The 17,694-nt window shown below is 59.4% G+C and carries 18 protein-coding genes, 1 tRNA gene and 1 pseudogene; 11 read left to right on the plus strand and 9 right to left on the minus strand.

Annotated features, from left to right (window positions below):
- Positions 1–112: 112 nt before the first annotated feature.
- Both ACR9ZC_RS18160 and ACR9ZC_RS18165 read left to right on the plus strand, forming a co-directional pair.
- A tRNA-Leu gene (locus ACR9ZC_RS18160) sits at positions 113–199 on the plus strand.
- A 793-nt stretch (positions 200–992) separates the two neighbouring features.
- Positions 993–1,247 (plus strand): hypothetical protein, encoded by a 255-nt coding sequence (locus ACR9ZC_RS18165; RefSeq protein ID WP_481581346.1) that lies wholly within the window; start codon positions 993–995, stop codon positions 1,245–1,247.
- Between the two features lie 74 nt (positions 1,248–1,321).
- On the opposite strand, the gene ACR9ZC_RS18170 is transcribed toward ACR9ZC_RS18165, so the two are convergent.
- The 3 genes from ACR9ZC_RS18170 to ACR9ZC_RS18180 all read right to left on the minus strand — a co-directional run bounded on the left by ACR9ZC_RS18170 (position 1,322) and on the right by ACR9ZC_RS18180 (position 2,778).
- Positions 1,322–1,600 carry a hypothetical protein gene (locus ACR9ZC_RS18170; protein ID WP_481581347.1) on the minus strand — a complete coding sequence of 93 codons (279 nt, stop codon included), beginning with the start codon at positions 1,598–1,600 and terminating at the stop codon, positions 1,322–1,324.
- Positions 1,600–2,373, minus strand: coding sequence for a hypothetical protein (locus ACR9ZC_RS18175; protein WP_481581348.1), 774 nt, complete (start codon positions 2,371–2,373; stop codon positions 1,600–1,602). Before ACR9ZC_RS18175 ends, ACR9ZC_RS18170 begins: the two co-directional genes overlap by 1 nt.
- A 126-nt stretch (positions 2,374–2,499) precedes the next feature.
- Positions 2,500–2,778, minus strand: a complete 279-nt coding sequence (locus ACR9ZC_RS18180; protein WP_481581349.1) for a hypothetical protein — start codon at positions 2,776–2,778, stop codon at positions 2,500–2,502.
- A gap of 419 nt (positions 2,779–3,197) precedes the next feature.
- Between ACR9ZC_RS18180 and ACR9ZC_RS18185 the strand changes: the two genes are divergently transcribed.
- The 3 genes from ACR9ZC_RS18185 to ACR9ZC_RS18195 all read left to right on the plus strand — a co-directional run bounded on the left by ACR9ZC_RS18185 (position 3,198) and on the right by ACR9ZC_RS18195 (position 4,872).
- A complete protein-coding gene (locus ACR9ZC_RS18185) occupies positions 3,198–3,527 on the plus strand; it encodes an SOS response-associated peptidase family protein (RefSeq protein ID WP_481581350.1) in 330 nt (109 codons plus the stop codon).
- 43 nt (positions 3,528–3,570) lie between these two features.
- Entirely contained in the window at positions 3,571–4,380 is an 810-nt protein-coding gene (locus tag ACR9ZC_RS18190) for a hypothetical protein (protein WP_481581351.1), read from the plus strand.
- Between the two features lie 213 nt (positions 4,381–4,593).
- Positions 4,594–4,872: a hypothetical protein gene (locus tag ACR9ZC_RS18195; RefSeq protein ID WP_481581352.1), complete on the plus strand. Its 279-nt coding sequence runs from the start codon at positions 4,594–4,596 to the stop codon at positions 4,870–4,872.
- A gap of 98 nt (positions 4,873–4,970) precedes the next feature.
- Here the strand turns inward: ACR9ZC_RS18195 and ACR9ZC_RS18200 are convergent, their stop codons facing one another.
- From ACR9ZC_RS18200 to ACR9ZC_RS18215, 4 genes are read right to left on the minus strand one after another with little or no spacing between them, the layout of a single operon-like run.
- Positions 4,971–5,186 (minus strand): hypothetical protein, encoded by a 216-nt coding sequence (locus ACR9ZC_RS18200; RefSeq protein WP_481580380.1) that lies wholly within the window; start codon positions 5,184–5,186, stop codon positions 4,971–4,973.
- Positions 5,183–5,956, minus strand: a complete 774-nt coding sequence (gene istB / locus ACR9ZC_RS18205) for an IS21-like element helper ATPase IstB (RefSeq protein WP_481580381.1) — start codon at positions 5,954–5,956, stop codon at positions 5,183–5,185. The genes ACR9ZC_RS18200 and istB (ACR9ZC_RS18205) overlap by 4 nt, the downstream gene beginning before the upstream one ends.
- Positions 5,943–7,442, minus strand: coding sequence for an IS21 family transposase (gene istA / locus ACR9ZC_RS18210; RefSeq protein ID WP_481580382.1), 1,500 nt, complete (start codon positions 7,440–7,442; stop codon positions 5,943–5,945). The genes istB (ACR9ZC_RS18205) and istA (ACR9ZC_RS18210) overlap by 14 nt, the downstream gene beginning before the upstream one ends.
- A complete protein-coding gene (locus ACR9ZC_RS18215) occupies positions 7,432–7,896 on the minus strand; it encodes a hypothetical protein (protein WP_481580383.1) in 465 nt (154 codons plus the stop codon). Before ACR9ZC_RS18215 ends, istA (ACR9ZC_RS18210) begins: the two co-directional genes overlap by 11 nt.
- 378 nt (positions 7,897–8,274) lie before the next feature.
- On the opposite strand from ACR9ZC_RS18215, the pseudogene istA (ACR9ZC_RS18220) reads away from it, so the two are divergent.
- The 5 genes and pseudogenes from istA (ACR9ZC_RS18220) to ACR9ZC_RS18240 form a co-directional block, all read left to right on the plus strand.
- Positions 8,275–9,540, plus strand: a pseudogene (gene istA / locus ACR9ZC_RS18220) (IS21 family transposase); the annotation flags it as partial.
- A 14-nt stretch (positions 9,541–9,554) separates the two neighbouring features.
- Positions 9,555–10,325 (plus strand): IS21-like element helper ATPase IstB, encoded by a 771-nt coding sequence (gene istB / locus ACR9ZC_RS18225; RefSeq protein WP_481579760.1) that lies wholly within the window; start codon positions 9,555–9,557, stop codon positions 10,323–10,325.
- Positions 10,326–10,430: 105 nt separating this feature from the next.
- Positions 10,431–10,910, plus strand: coding sequence for a hypothetical protein (locus ACR9ZC_RS18230; protein WP_481581353.1), 480 nt, complete (start codon positions 10,431–10,433; stop codon positions 10,908–10,910).
- Between the two features lie 391 nt (positions 10,911–11,301).
- Positions 11,302–12,735 carry an AAA family ATPase gene (locus tag ACR9ZC_RS18235; RefSeq protein ID WP_481581354.1) on the plus strand — a complete coding sequence of 478 codons (1,434 nt, stop codon included), beginning with the start codon at positions 11,302–11,304 and terminating at the stop codon, positions 12,733–12,735.
- Between the two features lies 1 nt (position 12,736).
- Complete coding sequence (locus ACR9ZC_RS18240) at positions 12,737–13,684, plus strand: hypothetical protein (RefSeq protein WP_481581355.1); 948 nt, start codon at positions 12,737–12,739, stop codon at positions 13,682–13,684.
- A 217-nt stretch (positions 13,685–13,901) separates the two neighbouring features.
- Here the strand turns inward: ACR9ZC_RS18240 and ACR9ZC_RS18245 are convergent, their stop codons facing one another.
- Together ACR9ZC_RS18245 and ACR9ZC_RS18250 are read right to left on the minus strand one after the other, a co-directional pair.
- Positions 13,902–14,957, minus strand: coding sequence for a phage portal protein (locus ACR9ZC_RS18245; RefSeq protein WP_481581356.1), 1,056 nt, complete (start codon positions 14,955–14,957; stop codon positions 13,902–13,904).
- Complete coding sequence (locus ACR9ZC_RS18250; RefSeq protein WP_481581357.1) at positions 14,954–16,723, minus strand: terminase ATPase subunit family protein; 1,770 nt, start codon at positions 16,721–16,723, stop codon at positions 14,954–14,956. Before ACR9ZC_RS18250 ends, ACR9ZC_RS18245 begins: the two co-directional genes overlap by 4 nt.
- A 147-nt stretch (positions 16,724–16,870) precedes the next feature.
- On the opposite strand from ACR9ZC_RS18250, the gene ACR9ZC_RS18255 reads away from it, so the two are divergent.
- Positions 16,871–17,683 carry a GPO family capsid scaffolding protein gene (locus ACR9ZC_RS18255; protein WP_481581358.1) on the plus strand — a complete coding sequence of 271 codons (813 nt, stop codon included), beginning with the start codon at positions 16,871–16,873 and terminating at the stop codon, positions 17,681–17,683.
- The last annotated feature ends 11 nt before the right edge of the window (positions 17,684–17,694 follow it).

Genomic DNA, 17,694 nt, shown 5'->3' on the forward strand with positions numbered 1-17,694 from the left:
ATGGGGCGGTATTCCCAGCGCCGACCGACACGTTGCGACCAGGCGCGATAAAGCGCTTGACAGCAATTTCAGGGCCCATATAATGGCGATCTTTGCTGCACGACGCACACCTGCCCAGGTGGCGGAATTGGTAGACGCACTAGGTTCAGGTCCTAGCGGTGGCAACATCGTGGAGGTTCGAGTCCTCTCCTGGGCACCAAAGATTGACGTGAAAGGCCCAGCCCGCAAGGCTGGGCCTTTTCATTTGGCGTAAATTTGGCGTAACGGCCTTCTGCAAGCGACGAGGCCCGGTAGCAGAAGCGAGCAAGTCATCGGGACCGATGAGCCGGCACTCACAGGGATCCAAAATCGGACCGCCGGAAACAGGTAACACGGGTAACCCTCACCGCAGCAATGCGTCAGTGCCCCGAGGGCCAACGGCCTGCGCAGCTTTGAGACCAGTCACAAATAGGTAACCGTAAAGTGACACGTTACCTTTTGCTTCTGTCACAGCAGCACTCATTCAATCCGCTTGAAATCAAATAGTTGGCCGAGCGTTACACATTCAGTGACCGGCCGTGACCATCCGGCAGTAACGTAAATTGCCGTTTCTGTTCAGTGGGTTACCGCCGCTTTCGAGGCCTAGTGACACCCGTTACCGTTTCCCGCGGCCCGCTCCACGATGTTCGTCAGCCCGAGCTTCCATGTACAACCGGTAAAACGGTCCGACGATGCGAACCTTCCCTTGATTCGCCACTACCCCGTCACTATCATTGCGGCGTGTTCGAAACAACGAACACCCGGATTGGCGTCCGGATGATAGAAAGCAGGCGATAGGCGGAAGATCAGCTTATCGCCTGCGCGTCTCGTGCCTCCTCTGGTCGGGCCTTGACGAGGGAGCCTTCGGGCTCGCCGGTTCTTTCTATCCCGGTACGCCAACCTTGTCTCGTGCCCGGCCACCTCATCTGGCGTCAGCGTCGGGCTTGTCGAACCCGCACAAGGAGGCGCGCCCCATGGATCCAATCGCCGCAGATTCCGAGTCTCTACAGTCCCGGCTTGACGTCGCAATGATCAGCATCGATCGCATCACCGCCCTAACCGGCCTGCTGGCCGTCGAAGACGTCGCGGCAGCCTTTGCCCGCCTCTCGTCGCTTGAGCAAGTAGCCATATTCGGCTGCATCGAAGCCGATCTCCATAAAGCTCGCGAGGCATTATTGCGCGCCGTAGGTCACGACGACCGGAGGAATGCACCGCGCCCCGGTTCGTGATGCAATATGTGGTTCTTGCAGCTTCCGAGTTCAGGTGCGCGTCACGAAGGCGCCCGCCAAGCCCTTCGTGACCACTATCGACGCTCACCATCTCCAGAAATCGGCCCGGGCGTCACGCTCATATACCGCTTTAGATCGGGCTTGCCCAAAGCAATCAGGTTGAGCATCGCTACGCCAAGACGACGGGCAAATTCATCGTCGACCTTATAGTCGAACTCATCCAGTAGGATCGGCATCTCGAGACGACCAGCGAGCAGTGGCGCAAGCTTGACCGGATCAGCGGTCTGTACGTTGAACTTTTGTTGATCGTCGTCGTAGGTCAATACGACAGAGTAAGGCGGGTGCGTTGCCATCAATATCCCCTGCATTGCTGATAGTTCATGAATGCCTGCTGTTTACAGAGCGCCAAGCCACGAGCGCCTCCCATCGGGCTCCCGAGCGCGTGGCACATATCTAGATCCCGCTCATACTGCTCGAAGCACTCAGCCTCGTGCTCCTCGCTAACAGCTCGCCCAGAAACGCTCATCAAATCGTCGGACGTGCGACTGGTGCCAAAGTCGAACCGGTCGCCCTCTCCAAGAGGCGTCGACGAATGTGCATCTGGGGCCGCAGCTTGGGCCGGCGTGCCGGCTACGACGCTCTCGAGGTACTTGATCAAATCGTCAGCGCTAACGTCGTCGTAGCTCTGCATCCAAGAGTACGACTTGGGCGCGGAAACCGCTCCTCCAAACGCCGCTGCTACTGGGCTGCCACCTTCTCCCATCTCAGCGAATGATTGACGGGACGGCTCGATCTGATTCCGTCGCGAAGTACGCTCGGGAGCGGCAAGGCCGCCGCCAAATCGCCTCGCAGCGCGCTCAATCGCGACCGTGACTCCGCCACTTTTCACCGCTGACCGAAGCAAGGCGATCGCATCGCTCGGATTCACGCCTGCCGGCGTATACGCGACCTGTAGTCCGAGCTCCCGAAGGTAACCGCGCGCCTGATGAATTGACCGTGCCAGTGGCCAACGTCGTAAGAACTCTTCGGCATCCCACTGATGCTTCACCGTCGGTATCGCTGATACACCGGTGGTAGACAGAATTGCTTGTTCACCGAAACCCAAGTCGATTGTGACCGAGGCCATCGACAAATCTCCTCCACACATGATCGGGATATGAGATGCAATCGTAGCCGCGTCTCCGCTGCGGGGCAAACCGCATAAAGAGGTCAGGACAACCCGAAAGCCCTACCCGCATCCACTCTCTCAAAATCACCGCAGAGGCGTCTTTCCGCCGAATGCACCCAAGCGCACCTTCTCGGCGAGAAGACGGTCGATTACAGTTTGAACGGCCGCTTTCACGTCCCCGTCCTTCTTCTCCCACAATGCGTATTGCGCCCGCAAAGCATCGGCGTGAGCGCCATTCAATACGTTCCGCGCCCGGTGAACCTCAAGGATCAAGCGGCGCACTTCCGACTCTCGATATCGCAACCAAAGGTCGCGGAGTTCGTTGTCAGTAATCGGCACGAAGTTGTCGGGGGTGAGCTTCATCTGGATGCCACAATACCTGTATGCCCATACAGTATAGAGCGTGGCAGAATGCGAGTGAAGGACCATTCTGCTGGGGAGTGGCATGTGCACGAGCTACAAAGTCGGCCGCGAGATCGATGTGGCGCGCATCTTCGATGCGGAGCCGCCGGTCGGCGAATGGCACGAGGAGGTCTACAAAGACTAACTGGCCCCTATTGTTCTGCAGGAACGAGACGGCACGCGAACGCCGAAATTCGCCACATTTGGGTTGATCCCCCGAAAGCGGATCCCGGATCGCTTAAAGCCTTATGATACGATGAATTGCCGGTCGGAGACCGTCGGCACTAAGCGTTCCTTCAAGTGGCCCCTGGCGAGCCGGTCAACTCTGCTTGATCCCTTGTACCGCCTTCTATGAGCCATGCTATGAGACAGGAAAACCCGTGCGCTGGGAAATCGGGATGGCCGACAAGGAACCTTTCGCTATCGCGGGCCTTTGGCGCGAATGGGCCGATCGCGACGGCCTCGCGCTGTCATTCACCATGCTGAAAATCAACGCTGACACGCATCCGCTAATGCGCCGCTTCCACAGGCCCGGCGACCAGAAACGGAGCGTGGTTATCGTGCCGCGGATGCACTATGGCGACTGGCTGTCTTGCCGTGACTCTGACGTGGCTCACACGTTTCTCAATTCGTATCCGGCCGAGTTATTGACGGCCCAAGCCTCGCCGTTACCGCCACGCCAGCAACAAGCGAAACCACAAGCGACCTGACTGAAACGGCCAATGAGACAAATCGCTACCCGGGGAAATCAAAATGTTCGATCTCATCAGTAGAAACCGAGGCTACCTCTTTTCTTCCGGCTATCTCCAGGAAATGTTAGATGGAAAGGTCCAGACTCTCGAACGTGAGGTCGATGGGATCGACGCCGAACGTCTCCTGAATACCGCGCCCGCCGATTTAATTGCATACCTCGTCGAGAAATATACGGTCCCCCACATAACATTGCATCGCTCAGAATGGACGGTAGACCAACAAGAGACGCAAGTCGACGTGAGCGCCGACCCGTACCGACACTTCTCTCACGCTCGGTCGGGGCCGTTCTATGTTCCCGGCCAGACCATTGAGATCCACGTGCCGTTCGAGGGCGACCCGGATTTATTTTTTATGCGGGCGAATCAGTTCACTGCGAATCCACCGCGAGCGAGCATTCGGGGTAACACACTTGTACTGGTGTTTATGCAGCCGCATGATCAGCAGCGGGACATCCGGAGTGACATTGACCGTCTTCTGGTTGAAATCGAGCAACACATTAAGTGGGGGAACGATCAGATCGAACAATGGATCAGATCTCTTCATACATGCGCTGAACAAGCGGTTAATGGCCGGCGCCAGCGCCTCCTTGAAAATCAGAACCGAGTGGCATCGCTCGGGATCCCGATACGCGAGCGCGTTGGAACTCCAAAAACGTACGCCGTTCCGGACGTTCGTAAGAAGGCCGCCCCAAGTTTGCCTCCCGCGTCGACTGCGCCGTATGCTGCCGAGCCCTCCTGGGATATGACGCAGTACGAACACGCTCTGTCCGTAATCCGGAATATGGCGCTGGTGTCATCTTCCGCCATATAGGAGCCACTGGGCTTCCGGCATAAAGGAGCCGGGACGTTTTCGGCATAAAGGAGCCACCGCGTTTCCGGCATATAGGAGCCAGTCGATTTCCGGCATATAGGAGCCAGGAGCCAGGGCAGGAATCGAGCATCTCGATCGTGATGCTCATCGCAGGCTTAACTTGTGGGGCGTGATCCCCCAAGGGAGGCTGCGATGGGCCGACGGAGAATCGAGATGCATCAATATCGCCAGGTTCTCGTGCGCATGCGCCACGGGGATTCCGAGCGCGAACTGGCGCGCTGTCGCTATATGGGCCGACGCAAGCTCGCCGCACTGCGAGAGTTGGCCGAACAACGAGGCTGGCTCAAGCCCGATGCGCCGTTACCGGATGACGCCGAGATCGCCGCGGCGCTCGGGCCGCCGCACAAGGCTAGGTCCACCGTCTCGGGGCTCGAGGTCCACCGCGCATTGATCGCCTCATGGATCGAGCAGCAAGTGCCCGGCACCTGTTAGCGCCGGTGTAAAACCGACGCTAAACGACGGCGCAAGGTTGAGCGAATCACTCAAGAACAAAGGGGCCGCGTGGGCCCCTTTGTCGTCAATGACATCGATCAGAACGGCGGATCGCACTCGTTGAGCGGCAGCTCGTGTTGCCGGCGATCGTCACGTAGGACCCGCTGCATGTCGGGCAGATATCGGGCGCAAATCACTTCACGCAGGTCGTCGAGTAGCTCGAACACGGCGAGCGCCTGCTCGGGCGTCCAATCATCGGGCACGACGAAGCTCAGGCCGCGCGTTCGACCGGAAGGCAACAGCGGGGCTTTCATGATGTCTGCCCTCCCTTGGCCGATTTGCCGGGACTGCGCTGGCGGGCGCGTTTGTCAGCCCGCTCGCGAGCTTCTTTCAGGCGGTACGATTCGCCTTCGATCGAGATGACCTCGGCCAGATGCACCAGGCGATCGACGAGCGAGACGACGCAGGCAGCGTTGGGGAACACTTCGTGCCATTCGGCGAACGGTCGATTCGATGTCACGATCGTGCTGTTGTTCTGGTATCTGCGGCTGATCAGTTCGAACAGCAGATCCGCATGGCGATTCGAGTACGAGAGGTATCCGACCTCGTCGATTACAAGGACGTCGGGCGCAGCATAGCGACGCAGGCGCCGGCGCAGCGTTGAATCGCTATCGAGCGCGGCCAGTTCGCCCAGCATGTTGCCGGCGGTGGTGAACAGCACCGTATGCCCATGCACGAGCGCCTGATGCGCGATGTTCTTCGCTAGCGTCGACTTGCCCACGCCGTTCGGGCCGATGAGCACGACGTTGGCGGCGTCCTTCATGAACCCGAGCGTCATCAGATCCTCGATGGCGCCGCGATCACATCGTGACGGCCAAGCCCAATCGAAGTCGCATAGGGCTTTGAATCCACCCAGATGCGCTTCCTTGATGCGCCGCTCGAGCGAGCGACGGGCTCGCTCGTCTTCTTCCCACTGCACGAGCGGGGCGACCCACGGCTGCTGCGCAACTTCCGGCCAGTGGGCCAACAGCCCGTGCAAACGTAATTCCTGTGCGCGCGTACGCAATGATTCAAGCGAGCTCATCGGAGCCTCCGGCGAGTTGGTCGTAGGTGTCGAGCCGGTGTGGTCGAACCGGCGTGTCCTTCTGGCGTACGTGCGGTGGCAGACACACGGCAAGCGGCGGCGGTAGCTGCTGCTCTTCGCGGCGGCGCTCCAGCGCCAAGCGCACGGCGTTCGGGTGCGGAACGCCGCTTTCGAGCGCATCTCCGATTGCGGCCTGCAATTGCGCAGCGCCGTATCGTTCGAGCAGACGCAGCAACGCCGCCGTGATGGTGCCCAGATTCGCATTGCGTTCAGCCGCGCGGCGCAGCAGGTCTTGGCTAGCAGGGGCGGCTTTGGCCAAGCGATCCATTCCGCGATGATGCCGGGCCTCGCGTTTGACGCCGACGAGCGTCTCGATGTGAACGGGCTCTTCGATTTGCGCGCCGCGGTCGAAACTGCGAGCGTGGCGGGCAATGATCTCGGCGCCATCGAGCACACGTACCTGCTCGAGATCGGCGCGTATCGTGAGCGTGCGCCGCACGTGCGTGTGCGGGATCGAGTAGTCGTTCAGATCGAAGCGCACGTAGGGCGTCTTGCCGACTTTGACGGCGAGCGTTTCCTCGACGGGATACGGGTTCTCGGGCAGCGCAAGCAGCGTTGGCTGTTCTTGAGTAAATGCTTGGCGCACGCTGATCATGCGATCCTCCGGGCACGGGCGATCGGCCGCCTGCGTGCGGCACCAGTGCTCGGCTTGCGCATTCAGATCGTCCAGATCGGTGAACTGCCTGGCCGCGAAGAACGCGTCGCGGACATGTCGAATCGCACGCTCAACGCGGCCCTTCTCATTGCCGCGCGCAATGGCCACCGGCCTGGGCTCGAAGCGATAGTGCGCGGCGAAGGCGAGCAGCGTCGGATGGAAACGGATGGCCTCGCCCTGGCGTTCGAGCACGGCGCTCTTCAGGTTGTCGTAGAGGATGACCCTGCCGAGCCCGCCCCAGCAGGTGAAGGCGCCGATATGGCCGCGCAGGAAGTTCTCCATGCGCGCGTCGAGGAAGAACCGAAGATACAGATCGCGCGAGTATGAGAGCACCATCACGAAGGCCATCAAGGGCCGGCGCGCTCGGCCGATCTGCAAGTGACCGAAGTGCCCCCAATCGCATTGCATCTGTTCGCCGGGCAACGTGCGCAGCCGCAGGTACGCCTCGGCAGGCGGGCGCGGCCGGTGCAGCGAGATCAGATGCCGGAAGTGCGTGGGGCCGCCCTGATAGCCGCGCTCACGCACCATACCGTAAAGGCGACTGGCGGTGAGTGTCGGATACTTCTCGAGCGTCTGGCCAATGAACGGCAGATATGGCTCGATCATCGAAGAGCGCGGCGCCGATCCATGGCGCGGCAAGCCGGCCTGCGCGAGCACCCGTTTGACGGTGTCGCGATGCACGTGCAGTTGCCGCGCGATGGTGCCGCAGCGCCACTTCTCGACGTGATAGAGCCGCAGGATATGGGCTTCGAGTTCAGCGTCAATCGTCACCTTCAGAGCCTCCCCGCAATCGGTAGATGGAATGGAAAGCTCGACGGCGCAGCGGGCCAAGGCGTACGAACGGCGAACACGCATTGCCGCATAGGTGGCAATGCGTCGCCGTCGGCACTGATGCCGTGACGCGATGATGAGCGAAGGCGGCGCGCATCGACTCCGCAGCCAGTAGAGCACTGGACGCCGTCGCGAGTGAACCGTGATGCGTCACTTTATTGATTCGTGCCCGGTAACGCCGGGCGCGCTGCGCATGGGCGAGACGTCCACGGCGAGAGTGCTGGTAACGCTGGGCCGCTTCGCGCTGGCTCGCGCGGCGAGCCGCTTGCGCACAGCCGTTGGCGCAATAGATCTGGCCGCGATCACAGCGGCGACAAATGAACACCTGTGCCCGACAGCGGGCGCAAAGGAACAGGCGGCCCGTGGGCTGCTCTTGGCAATAGCCTTCGGTCATCGGCGCTCCGATCGAAACGCCGAAGACGAACGCATAGACAGGAGCGCGCCAGCCGTGGAATACTGCGGCTGCACGCGCTCCCTGTGTTAAAGCCCCTGGCTTTGCACGTTGACTTGTGTGGCGCGACTCCGGGGTTAACTTGGCGGTTTAGCCGGGGTCGCGTCGGTGGTTTCTTCGGCGCTGTGCCTTTCTACCGCAACCGCTTCCCGCCGTCATCTCCCAACGCGCTTTGCGCGTCTGCACTCGCCCTACGGGCTCCTTACGACGCGCAAAGCGTCGTCAATGCCCAGCGCAACCTTCCCTACACATCGCGCAATAAGATCCGGCCGCTCAGTGGCTCGATTCCGGAACGCCGTCGTTTAGTGTCGGATTTGGACCGGCGTTCACAGCACCGCGATTCTGGCCGCTTTGCGGCGTGAGCACGGCTACACCGGCAGTTATTCGTCGGTTTATCGCATGATCGTTTCGATCAACGCGGACCGTCCGCCCGAGGCCACCGTGCCGCTCAGCTTTGCGCCCGGCGAAGCGGCGCAGGTCGATTTCGGTGCCGGCCCGATGCTGCCCGACGCCGACGGCGTGCTGCGGCGCACGTGGGCGTTCGTGATGACGCTTGCCTTCTCGCGACATCAGTACGTCGAGTTCGTCTGGGACCAGACGGTCGCAACTTGGCTCGGGTGCCATCGTCGCGCCTTCGAATGGTTCGGCGCCGTGCCCACGCGCGTGATCATCGACAACCCCAAGTGCGCGATCACGCGTGCCTGCGCTTACGACCCTGTCGTGCAACGCGCCTACGCGGAATGCGCGGAAGGGTACGGTTTCCGGATCGATCCCTGCCCGCCGGCGGACCCGCCCAAGAAGGGCATCGTCGAAGCCGGCGTCAAATACGTAAAAGGCAACTTCCTGCCGCTGCGCCAGTTCCGCGACTTCATGGATCTGAACGAGCAGGCTCGTCACTGGGTCATGCATGAAGCGGGGCGTCGCATCCACGGTACAACACGCAAAGTACCGCTCGATTTGTTCGAGATCGAACGGCCACTGATGCGCGAGCTGCCAGCCGTCGCCCCCGATCTGGGCACCTGGCACAAGGTCTCGGTTCACCGAGACTGCCATGTCGCCCATCAGCGCGTGCTGTATTCCGTGCCGTTCTCGTTGGTCGGCAAACGGTTGTGGCTGCGTGCAACGGATGCTTCGGTTTGTATCTACGACGATTACCGACTGGTCGCTTCGCACGTACGCGGCCGCCGCCCCGGCGATCGGCTTACCGTGCGCGACCACCTGCCGCCCGAGGCGCGCGCGTTTCTCGCTCACGATCGGCAGTGGTGTCTCGAACAAGCTACGCGCGTGGGGCCGGCTTGCGCCGAGCTCATCGAACTGCTGCTGGCCGATCACATTCTCGAACGCCTGCGTGCGGCGCAGGGCGTCATGCGGTTGCAGAAGCCCTACGGAGCTTCGCGCCTGGAAGCGGCGTGCGCTCGGGCGCTCGCACACGCCAGTCCCTTCTATCGGACCGTCAAGACGATCCTTGTCGGCGGCTTCGATCAGCAACCACTCACCGATTCGAACGACCACATCCATGCGCCCAGCGCGCGTTTCGCCCGCGACGCCCAGTCTCTGTTTGCCCCCGACGCCCACGTGCGTCACTGACCCAGGAGATGGCCATGCAACCCATGCCAGCCTTGACCCCACATCTGAAGCAACTGCGCCTGTCCGGCATCCTCGACTCGCTGGAGGCGCGCAATCGCCAAGCGATCGACGCGAAGCTCTCTTACGTCGACTTCCTCGCGCTGCTGATCGAAGACGAAGTCGCCCGGCGCGAGCAGAAGAAGTTTGCGTTACGCATGCGACGCGCCGCCTTCCGCACCAGCAAGACGCTGGAGCAATTCGACTTCGATCGGCTACCGCAGTTGAACCGTGCCCTGGTACACGATCTGGCCGGCGGTCGTTACCTGGGCGAGCACGCACCCGTGCTCATCGTCGGGCCCTGCGGTACCGGTAAAAGCCATCTGGCGCAGGCCCTCGGCCATTGCGCCGTGCGCCAGGGAGTCGACGTGCTGTTCACCACCTGCACCCAGCTCACAACGAGCTTGAACGCAGCACGCGCCACCGGCGCCTACGAGCGTCGGCTCGCCAGCTTAATGCGCGTCGAATTGTTGATCATCGATGACTTCGGGCTCAAACCGCTTCGTCCGCCCGCCGACGAGGATCTGCATGAACTGATCGCCGAGCGTTACGAGGCGGCCTCCACCATCGTGACGAGCAACCTCGATCTGACCGAATGGGATCAGGCGTTTCCAGCTAACCGCTTGCTGGCCTCGGCTACGCTCGACCGCCTGCGTCACAACGCCTACTGCCTCGTGCTCGATGGGCACTCATATCGCAGCCCGAGGCACCTGCCGGAGCATCACTTGAACCTTGCAAACGCCGGATAAACGGCACATTCTTGAACCACAAAGATGCTCGATTCTGCCCACTTCTGCTGGCGCCTATATGCCGGAAATACCCGGCTCCTTTATGCCGGAAGGTGACAGCTGGTGATGGAACGCAGTCCGCGCGCCTTTGCCAGGATGGATGAGGAGGCGCTGCGCCAACACTTTCTCGTGCAATTGAACGGGCAATTTGAGGGCGGCGCGACCGGCGAGACATTTAACTTCGGTGGCAAGACCGACATCTTGCTGCGCGCCGACGGGCGCAACGTTTTCATCGCCGAATGCAAATTCTGGAATGGCGCAAAGAAATTTTCGGACGCGGTGGACCAGCTTCTCAGCTATACGTCCTGGAGAGATTCGAAGACAGCAATTCTTGTCTTTAACCGCGGCACGGACACGAGCAAAGTTCTCACCGCTGTCGAGGCAGCAATGACAACGCACCCGCATTTCAAGCGGTCCTCGGACTGGAACGACGACACTGGCCGTCGCTACGTCTTGCATCAGCCCGGCGATAAGAACCGCGAACTAATCGTTTCTGTGATGGTGTTCCACATTCCCGCCCCTGAGGACGCGTCGACCCCCGAATGAGGGGCCAAGGGGTGTTCAATGCTCCCACGAGCCCCGCGGTGCATCCACCGCGCAGCGGGCCGAGCGTCACACACTAGCAACTATGTGCACAAAAACGCATCATCCGGGCATGCTCGCCATTCTCCGCGGGCGCGCTCCACGAGAGGCCGGCCGCCGAGACTCCTGGCGCACAGAAACCGCTCCTTACATCTGCGCCGCAGGCGGGGAGGAGGACCGCGCAGCCCTCGGCTCCGTGTTCGCGGCTGTCCGTACACCCGCCCCTTTCAAGTCCTGCGGCTGTCCATAGTGACCTCTTGGAATCATTAATGCCCCACGGCCTCAAAGACGACGGGCAAATTGGGTTCGTATGCTAGCATTACATCTCACATAACAAACGCAGTTTGGAGAAAGTGTGGAACCGCAAGCCGGAATAAGAAGCCTTACCGTCGAAGGACTTCACGAGCAGTTCGACGTCGACCTTGAGTTCAAGCCGCGACTGAACATAATTTATGGAAAGAATGGCAAAGGCAAAACAACAGTCCTTCACATATTAGCCAACGCCCTTGAGCTCGACTTCAAGCGATTTAAATATCTAAATTTCAGAAAGATCGCAATTTCGACTTTTTCCGGCACAACACTTGAGATAACAAAAACCACGGACGCTGATAGTGTCAAGGTGCGCGTTAATGGCGAAGCGACTTCATTAGTTGACAGCTCTGAACATCTGTCTGAGCTCGAGTTGACATCTCTTCGCACCGTGCTCGGCGAGCGTTCAACGTACCTACCCGCGTTTCGATCAGTTCTCGAGCGGGTTCGCGATGAGGTGGGGGCCTACTACCGCGATAGAACACGTGATTCAAATCTGGATGAGCTCGAGGCAAAGGAGTTGGAGTCGCTCCGCGAAAAATTTGGCGTTCGAAGACTACGTGCCGCGACTGAAATGCGTACGCTGCGGGAAGAGGCGAGCATAACGGCGCGCAAAACAGTGCAGTGCCGCCAGTGGTTTGGGCCGTTTGTACCGACAATCCGATATCCATCGATAATGGAAGTTGATGACGGACTGACATCTGAATGGCGATCGGCTCAGTTCGCGATGGCGGAGCGTGAACAAAATATGTTCGCAGACGTTTTCGTCAAAGTATTCCGAACAATTGTTGGCCTAGATAATCCACAAAAGCCCTTTGAAATTGAAGATGCGCTCGCCTCTATTGCGGACTCGCTCGATAGTAAGGATTATCAACTCGGAAATCGTCGATCCGAGCCAATCTCAGATCAATTACGCGAGGCGATGGAATTTCTCAAGCAAAGACCAGCGCATGAATCAAAGGGAATTGAAAAATCAGTGCTTGCGCTGTACCTGGAAACGTTAGTCGAACGCAAGGAAGCAAGAAAGAACGCTCTACAGAGCAGCCGAGACTTTGAGACCTCTATTAATCGGCTCCTGGGGACGCAAAAAACTCTAAAAATTGGCGAGACCGCAGGCCGGGAGCATGTTAGGTCGGCAGTCTCCGTAGGCACTGAGGGAGGTCGTTCGTACGGACTTTCCGCCCTGTCTTCCGGCGAGCGTCAGATTTTGACAATGCTCTATTCAGCTTGCCGCTCGCGATTTAAAGATGGAATTTTTCTCATCGATGAACCGGAGCTTTCTTTGCATATTGACTGGCAGAGAATGATTCTTAATGAGCTAATGTCCTTGGCTCCGAATCGCCAAATCATTGCTTGCACGCACTCACCGGAGGTTGGGGCCGATCACTTCGATGAGACGCAGGATTTTGAGCCGCGCCTCACCAAGCGCCCGCAGGACGATTTATTTGACGAAATAGACGACGCAACAGACGGAGAATAACATGCAGGGGTATTCAATCGCGGGGTATTTGAACGCGGTTATGCGACGGACACAAAAAACCATCTTGGTCGAGGGGAATTCAGACAAATCAGTCCTTCAACGTCTGAAGGGCGAGCGCTGTGCCACGAAGAGCGAAGAGCTCCCTGGAGTTATTGACATTGCAAGTCTCCTGACAGACGAGAAAATAAAGGGTCTCGGAATGAAGGAAATAGTTAAGACGGTGCTTACAGAATTATCTGCATCTGCGTCAATGTCAGCGAAGGCCGCCGAAAAATTCGGCACGCTAACGGACCGGGAATGGGATGGACTTACGCTCGACTTGGAGCTACAAAACCCGTGGTTTCCGCCTCAACAAGGATGCCCGAATTTTGTAACTGTCGGGCATTCGGTCGAGAATTATTTTTTTCGACTACCACCTGTTCTAGCATTTCTTCGTCAATTCTTTAGCGACGATCTCGATCAGGATTTTTTTAATCTCCTATCCGATAGATTTCACGCGATAGTTGGCTTTGCCGTTTCATATTCACTAGTCATGAAACATATCGGCGCGCTTACTCGCGCCGATCGACTGATTTCAACCACCGCGATTGAATGGGTTGACTCCCTGTACATTGCAAAACCGGCGCTCAATAGCTGTCTGACTGCGCGAAATTTTCACGCACAAGTTAATGTTTACTTGCTCGTAAATCATGGCGCCAGAGCTTATGCGGACAGGTTTCCGACAACGGAACCCGGTCACTGGCTTTGTCATGGGCACCTGGGAGAACAGGCAATATGGGCGTGCGTCGCAAGCCTTGCTCGCGAGTGTGGGGTAGGCAATGACACGGCGACCCAAATCGAGCGGGGCTTGAACGATGTTCGATTCAAACACTTTGTAGACTATCTTTGTCGTGACAATGCTCACCCTCACGCACCGCTTGACTCAGCCGTTGAATGGCTCACAACATAGTTCCCTGGCGAAAAAAACAGCGGGTCGGTTATCGGAGTCGGCAACGGCCCACCATCGAATAAAACAATGCGCTCGCCCATCATTGAGGCTTTCATGTGCGCATTTCCGGATCGGCGGTGATGACAGGTCAGCTATCCGAGGATCATACACGTCTCGGCGATCGATGCAGTTTCGTTTCCGATCCAACCATTGCGATCGCCGAGGTATGCAGCTCATGCTATGTTGGGACCGGAACGGCCGGAATCTCATAGCGGTCGAACCTCACAACGTCTTCGCCGAGCCAGTCGTTCAGCTCGGCGAAACGAGCCTGCAGCGGCTCGATCTCGTTCCGCCCGAAGACCCGTGCAGCTGTGTCGGGCGTACCGAATCCTCCCGAGTTGACTGGCACGATGCCGAGCAACTGCGGCGGCACTCGGTGCGCCGCAAGTAGGTCATCGCGGGTCACGTTCTTGATGTTGAAGAACTCATCCTTTGCCGCGACCTCCGACACGGGAATCAGCTGGATGCCGTCCTTCTTACCGTTCGGCGCGTACATAAACACGTTGCGGAAGTTTCCCGGCCCCTTCGCGTTTTTCAATGCCTCGCGCATGTTGTCGACGTCCTCTTGTCTCTGAGCAGCGTCGGTCATGTAGAGAATGAAACCTGCGTGGCTGCCGTTCTCGTAGTACTTCCTCCGAAACAGCGTCGACGACTCGTTCAACCAAGCAGAATGCAGCGAACTGAGGTACTCGGGTAGGCCATACACCTCCTGATTGATGTCCGGCCGCATGAGCTGAAAGACGCTTTCCGGCTCGAACTCGTGCCGGTCGTGCCAACCATTCACATAGAGGAAGCCGCACATATCCGCCCTCCGCCGCGTGTATTTTGCGAGCGTGGGCTCGAGCCGCAGCGTCCCTCCTAACCGGTTCTTCCGGCGTTCGACGTAGCCATTGCCGAACGTCAGAAAGTCGAGTGCCCACCGCTCGAACGCATGCCGCGACAACCATTTGTGCGGCCGAAATGTCGACGCGAGCACGTTCGCCTTAAAGTACAGCGCGGAGCTATGGTGCGTGCTCGCGCGGAACGACTTCGCCAGTCCCGCGAAGCTCACCGGCGGCTCGAACCATTCGCCATTCGACCAGCATTCGACATAGTCGAGAATCTCGGCCCTGTTCATCGCCGGGGAGGGGTCACCGAACGTGAAAACCTCGGCTCGCGCGGGCGCGGCCTGCATAGCGTTGGCGGCTGCCGCGACCGCGGAGGTGTGCGGCGCATGGAAGTGGCGCTCGCTCATGAATAGAACTCCGTGAATGATGAAGAATTGACGCCCGCTCCCGCCAGCGGCTCGCGGTCGATCGCGTGCAAACACGCCCATGCCAGATCGGCGTGGCCGGTCTCGTCGTTACGGCCCGCCGTGAAGGTTGTCTGACGCCCGCTCGCCGTCATCGTCTGCTTGATCGCCATGAACGCTGCTGCCAGGTCGGTCCAGCTCGCGTCGAATTGCAAGCGGCCGTTGCGAATGACGGACTGCCCCTTCAGCACGAGCCTAGTTTTCACCTCGGGCGAGTAGTTCAACGCGACAGCGCCCGGAAAAAACTTGCAAACCAGCTGATAGACGCCCTGCCCCATGCCAGTCGTGTCTATAGCGATGTAGCCAACGTTGTAGCGTTGCGTGATCTGCTCGATCGCGGCGGCCTGCTCTTCGAAATTGTTGCCGCGGAACTGGTGACGTTCGAGTACGCGGAACGGGCCGCCTTCGACGCGCGGAGGCGCCACGACGACAAGCCCCGCCGAATCGCCTGTAAGCGCCGGATCGTAGCCAACCCACACCTCGCGGTAGCCAAACGGACGCAGCAACAACGGCGAGAAGTCCTCGGACCACTCTTCCCAGGAATCGATCATGCACCGCTGCAGCTCGGCCAGCTTGAACACCGAAAGCGAATCGTCGATGAATTGGCACATCAGCAGATTCGCGAATTCCTCGGCGCTGTATTCGTTGCGCAGCTCATCGATGTCGAACAGGTCGCATCCGCCTGCCATTGCGTCGAGAATCGTGACGATCTGGCGCCACTGCGCATCCGGGCACAACATACCCCGCACGAGCGCCTCGTGGCTTGTATCGATCTGGATACGATCGCCGGCCGTGCGGCCGCGGTTCGCGTGTGCGCCGCTCCAGAACGAATACGCTTCGTGCGTGATGCTCGAGGGCGTACTGAAATATGTCTTGCGCCAGCGCTTGTGCATCGCCATGCCCGAGGCGACCTTGTTGAGCTCGCGAAACTTCGGTACCCAGAAATACTCGTCGAAATAAAAGTTGCCGTGATAGGACTGCGCCGTGCGCGCGTTCGTACCCAGGAAGTACAGGATGGCGCCGTTAGGGAGAATGATCGGATCGCCCGTCAACTCCAGCTCCGCTGCCTCGCGGGCAAACTGCGTGATGTACTGTTTGAAGACGTGTGCCTGCGCTTTGCTCGCGGACAAGAAGATTTGGTTGCGACCGGTCTCGAGCGCATCGGCAAACGCCTCGCGCGAGAAATACCAGGTTGCACCGATCTGGCGCGACTTGAGGATGTTCCGCGTTCGCCGGTCGCCGTTGCGGTACCAGACCTTCTGATAGTCAAACAGCGAATCACGAAACGCCGTGACGATCCTCTGGTGCTGCTCCTCACTGATCTCGTTGCGCGGCGGTCGCCGTTTCCTTCCGGCGTTGCGCGCGGCGATGTTCGGATTAAGGTCGCCTTCCTTCCCGGTCTCGCCATACTTTCGCACGCGGGCGAGCCGCTCGATCTGCCGGCCGAGCAGGTCGATTTCCTTGTAGTCCGCGCCGTCTTTCTTATCTTTCGCAATCAGCAGCGCAAGGCGCGTCTCGGTAGCCGCCTCGATTCGTTGGATCGGCGTGGTCTCCTTCCATCGATCGCGGCGGCACCACGACGCCACGGTCGGGGGTTTCAACTGGAGATGCCGCGCAATCGACGCGATGCGCCAGCCTTGCCAGTAGAGCGAGCGTGCGGTCTTGCGCGCGTCCGTTTGGTGTTGAATCGAGTCCGTCGTGTCGAGCATGCACCAAGCGTAGGGCTCCGCGCACGCGTGAGCACGCGAAGCAATGCGTACCCGGTCCAGCAACGCTCATGGAACGTTGAGCGATAGCCGACGAAGGTCGAACATGAGAACCACGCTCACTCAAACCCTATGGTTCGACCTCTCGATATGGCAACCAGCAAAACGAAGTTCTTTCGCGTCGCAGTAGAAGGCGCGACCGTCGATGGCCGCGAAATCAAGCGCGATTGGCTCACCCAGATGGCAAAGAACTACAACCCGGAACTGTACGGCGCGCGCCTAAACGTCGAGCACGTCAAAGGATATGCGCCGCTTTCGGCGAACAGCCCGTTCGGCGCGTACGGCGACGTGACTGCCCTCGAAGCGCGCCAGATCGATGACGGTCCGCTGAAAGGAAAAATGGCGCTCTACGCGCGAATCGACCCGACCGACGATCTGATCACGCTGTCGAAAAAACGCCAAAAAATCTATACGTCGATCGAAGTCAACCCGGCCTTCGCCGACAGCGGGGAAGCGTACTTGGTCGGCCTCGCCGCGACGGACGATCCGGCAAGCCTCGGCACCGAGGCGCTGCAATTTGTCGCGAAGCGCTCGAACAACGTCTTCTCAGCGCCGTGCGAAACAACGATTGAATTCAACGGCGACATCGAGTCCTCGAGCCTTCTTTCGATCGTCAAGGGAATGTTCGCCCGGAATCGCACGACCGACGATCAGCGTGACGGTGATGTTCGCCGAGCAGTCGAAGAGGTAGCCGGTTTTGCTACGAAGCAGGCCCGAGAAACCGCGGCCCTCCGCATCGAACTCGCGTCCACTGTCCTCGACGTGGCTGACGCGAGGAAGCAGGCCGAGGAGGCGGTCGCCGCGGTGGAAGCGCTTACCACCAAGCTTTCGTCAACGGACAACGGTGCACCGCGACGGCCGCCGTCAACCGGCGCGGCGGGCGAATTCGTGACCGACTGCTGACCTATTCCACG

The sequence above is a fragment of the Trinickia sp. HAY1-2D genome (assembly GCF_056754935.1).

Bases quoted from the DNA above. Each gene is read 5' to 3' on its own strand.
- ACR9ZC_RS18165 (WP_481581346.1), top strand. From the start codon at position 993: ATGGATCCAATCGCCGCAGATTCCGAGTCTCTACAGTCCCGGCTTGAC.
- ACR9ZC_RS18170 (WP_481581347.1), bottom strand. From the start codon at position 1,600: ATGGCAACGCACCCGCCTTACTCTGTCGTATTGACCTACGACGACGAT.
- ACR9ZC_RS18175 (WP_481581348.1), bottom strand. From the start codon at position 2,373: ATGGCCTCGGTCACAATCGACTTGGGTTTCGGTGAACAAGCAATTCTG.
- ACR9ZC_RS18180 (WP_481581349.1), bottom strand. From the start codon at position 2,778: ATGAAGCTCACCCCCGACAACTTCGTGCCGATTACTGACAACGAACTC.
- ACR9ZC_RS18190 (WP_481581351.1), top strand. From the start codon at position 3,571: ATGTTCGATCTCATCAGTAGAAACCGAGGCTACCTCTTTTCTTCCGGC.
- ACR9ZC_RS18195 (WP_481581352.1), top strand. From the start codon at position 4,594: ATGCATCAATATCGCCAGGTTCTCGTGCGCATGCGCCACGGGGATTCC.
- ACR9ZC_RS18200 (WP_481580380.1), bottom strand. From the start codon at position 5,186: ATGAAAGCCCCGCTGTTGCCTTCCGGTCGAACGCGCGGCCTGAGCTTC.
- istB (WP_481580381.1), bottom strand. From the start codon at position 5,956: ATGAGCTCGCTTGAATCATTGCGTACGCGCGCACAGGAATTACGTTTG.
- ACR9ZC_RS18215 (WP_481580383.1), bottom strand. From the start codon at position 7,896: ATGACCGAAGGCTATTGCCAAGAGCAGCCCACGGGCCGCCTGTTCCTT.
- istB (WP_481579760.1), top strand. From the start codon at position 9,555: ATGCAACCCATGCCAGCCTTGACCCCACATCTGAAGCAACTGCGCCTG.
- ACR9ZC_RS18230 (WP_481581353.1), top strand. From the start codon at position 10,431: ATGGAACGCAGTCCGCGCGCCTTTGCCAGGATGGATGAGGAGGCGCTG.
- ACR9ZC_RS18240 (WP_481581355.1), top strand. From the start codon at position 12,737: ATGCAGGGGTATTCAATCGCGGGGTATTTGAACGCGGTTATGCGACGG.
- ACR9ZC_RS18245 (WP_481581356.1), bottom strand. From the start codon at position 14,957: ATGAGCGAGCGCCACTTCCATGCGCCGCACACCTCCGCGGTCGCGGCA.
- ACR9ZC_RS18250 (WP_481581357.1), bottom strand. From the start codon at position 16,723: ATGCTCGACACGACGGACTCGATTCAACACCAAACGGACGCGCGCAAG.
- ACR9ZC_RS18255 (WP_481581358.1), top strand. From the start codon at position 16,871: ATGGCAACCAGCAAAACGAAGTTCTTTCGCGTCGCAGTAGAAGGCGCG.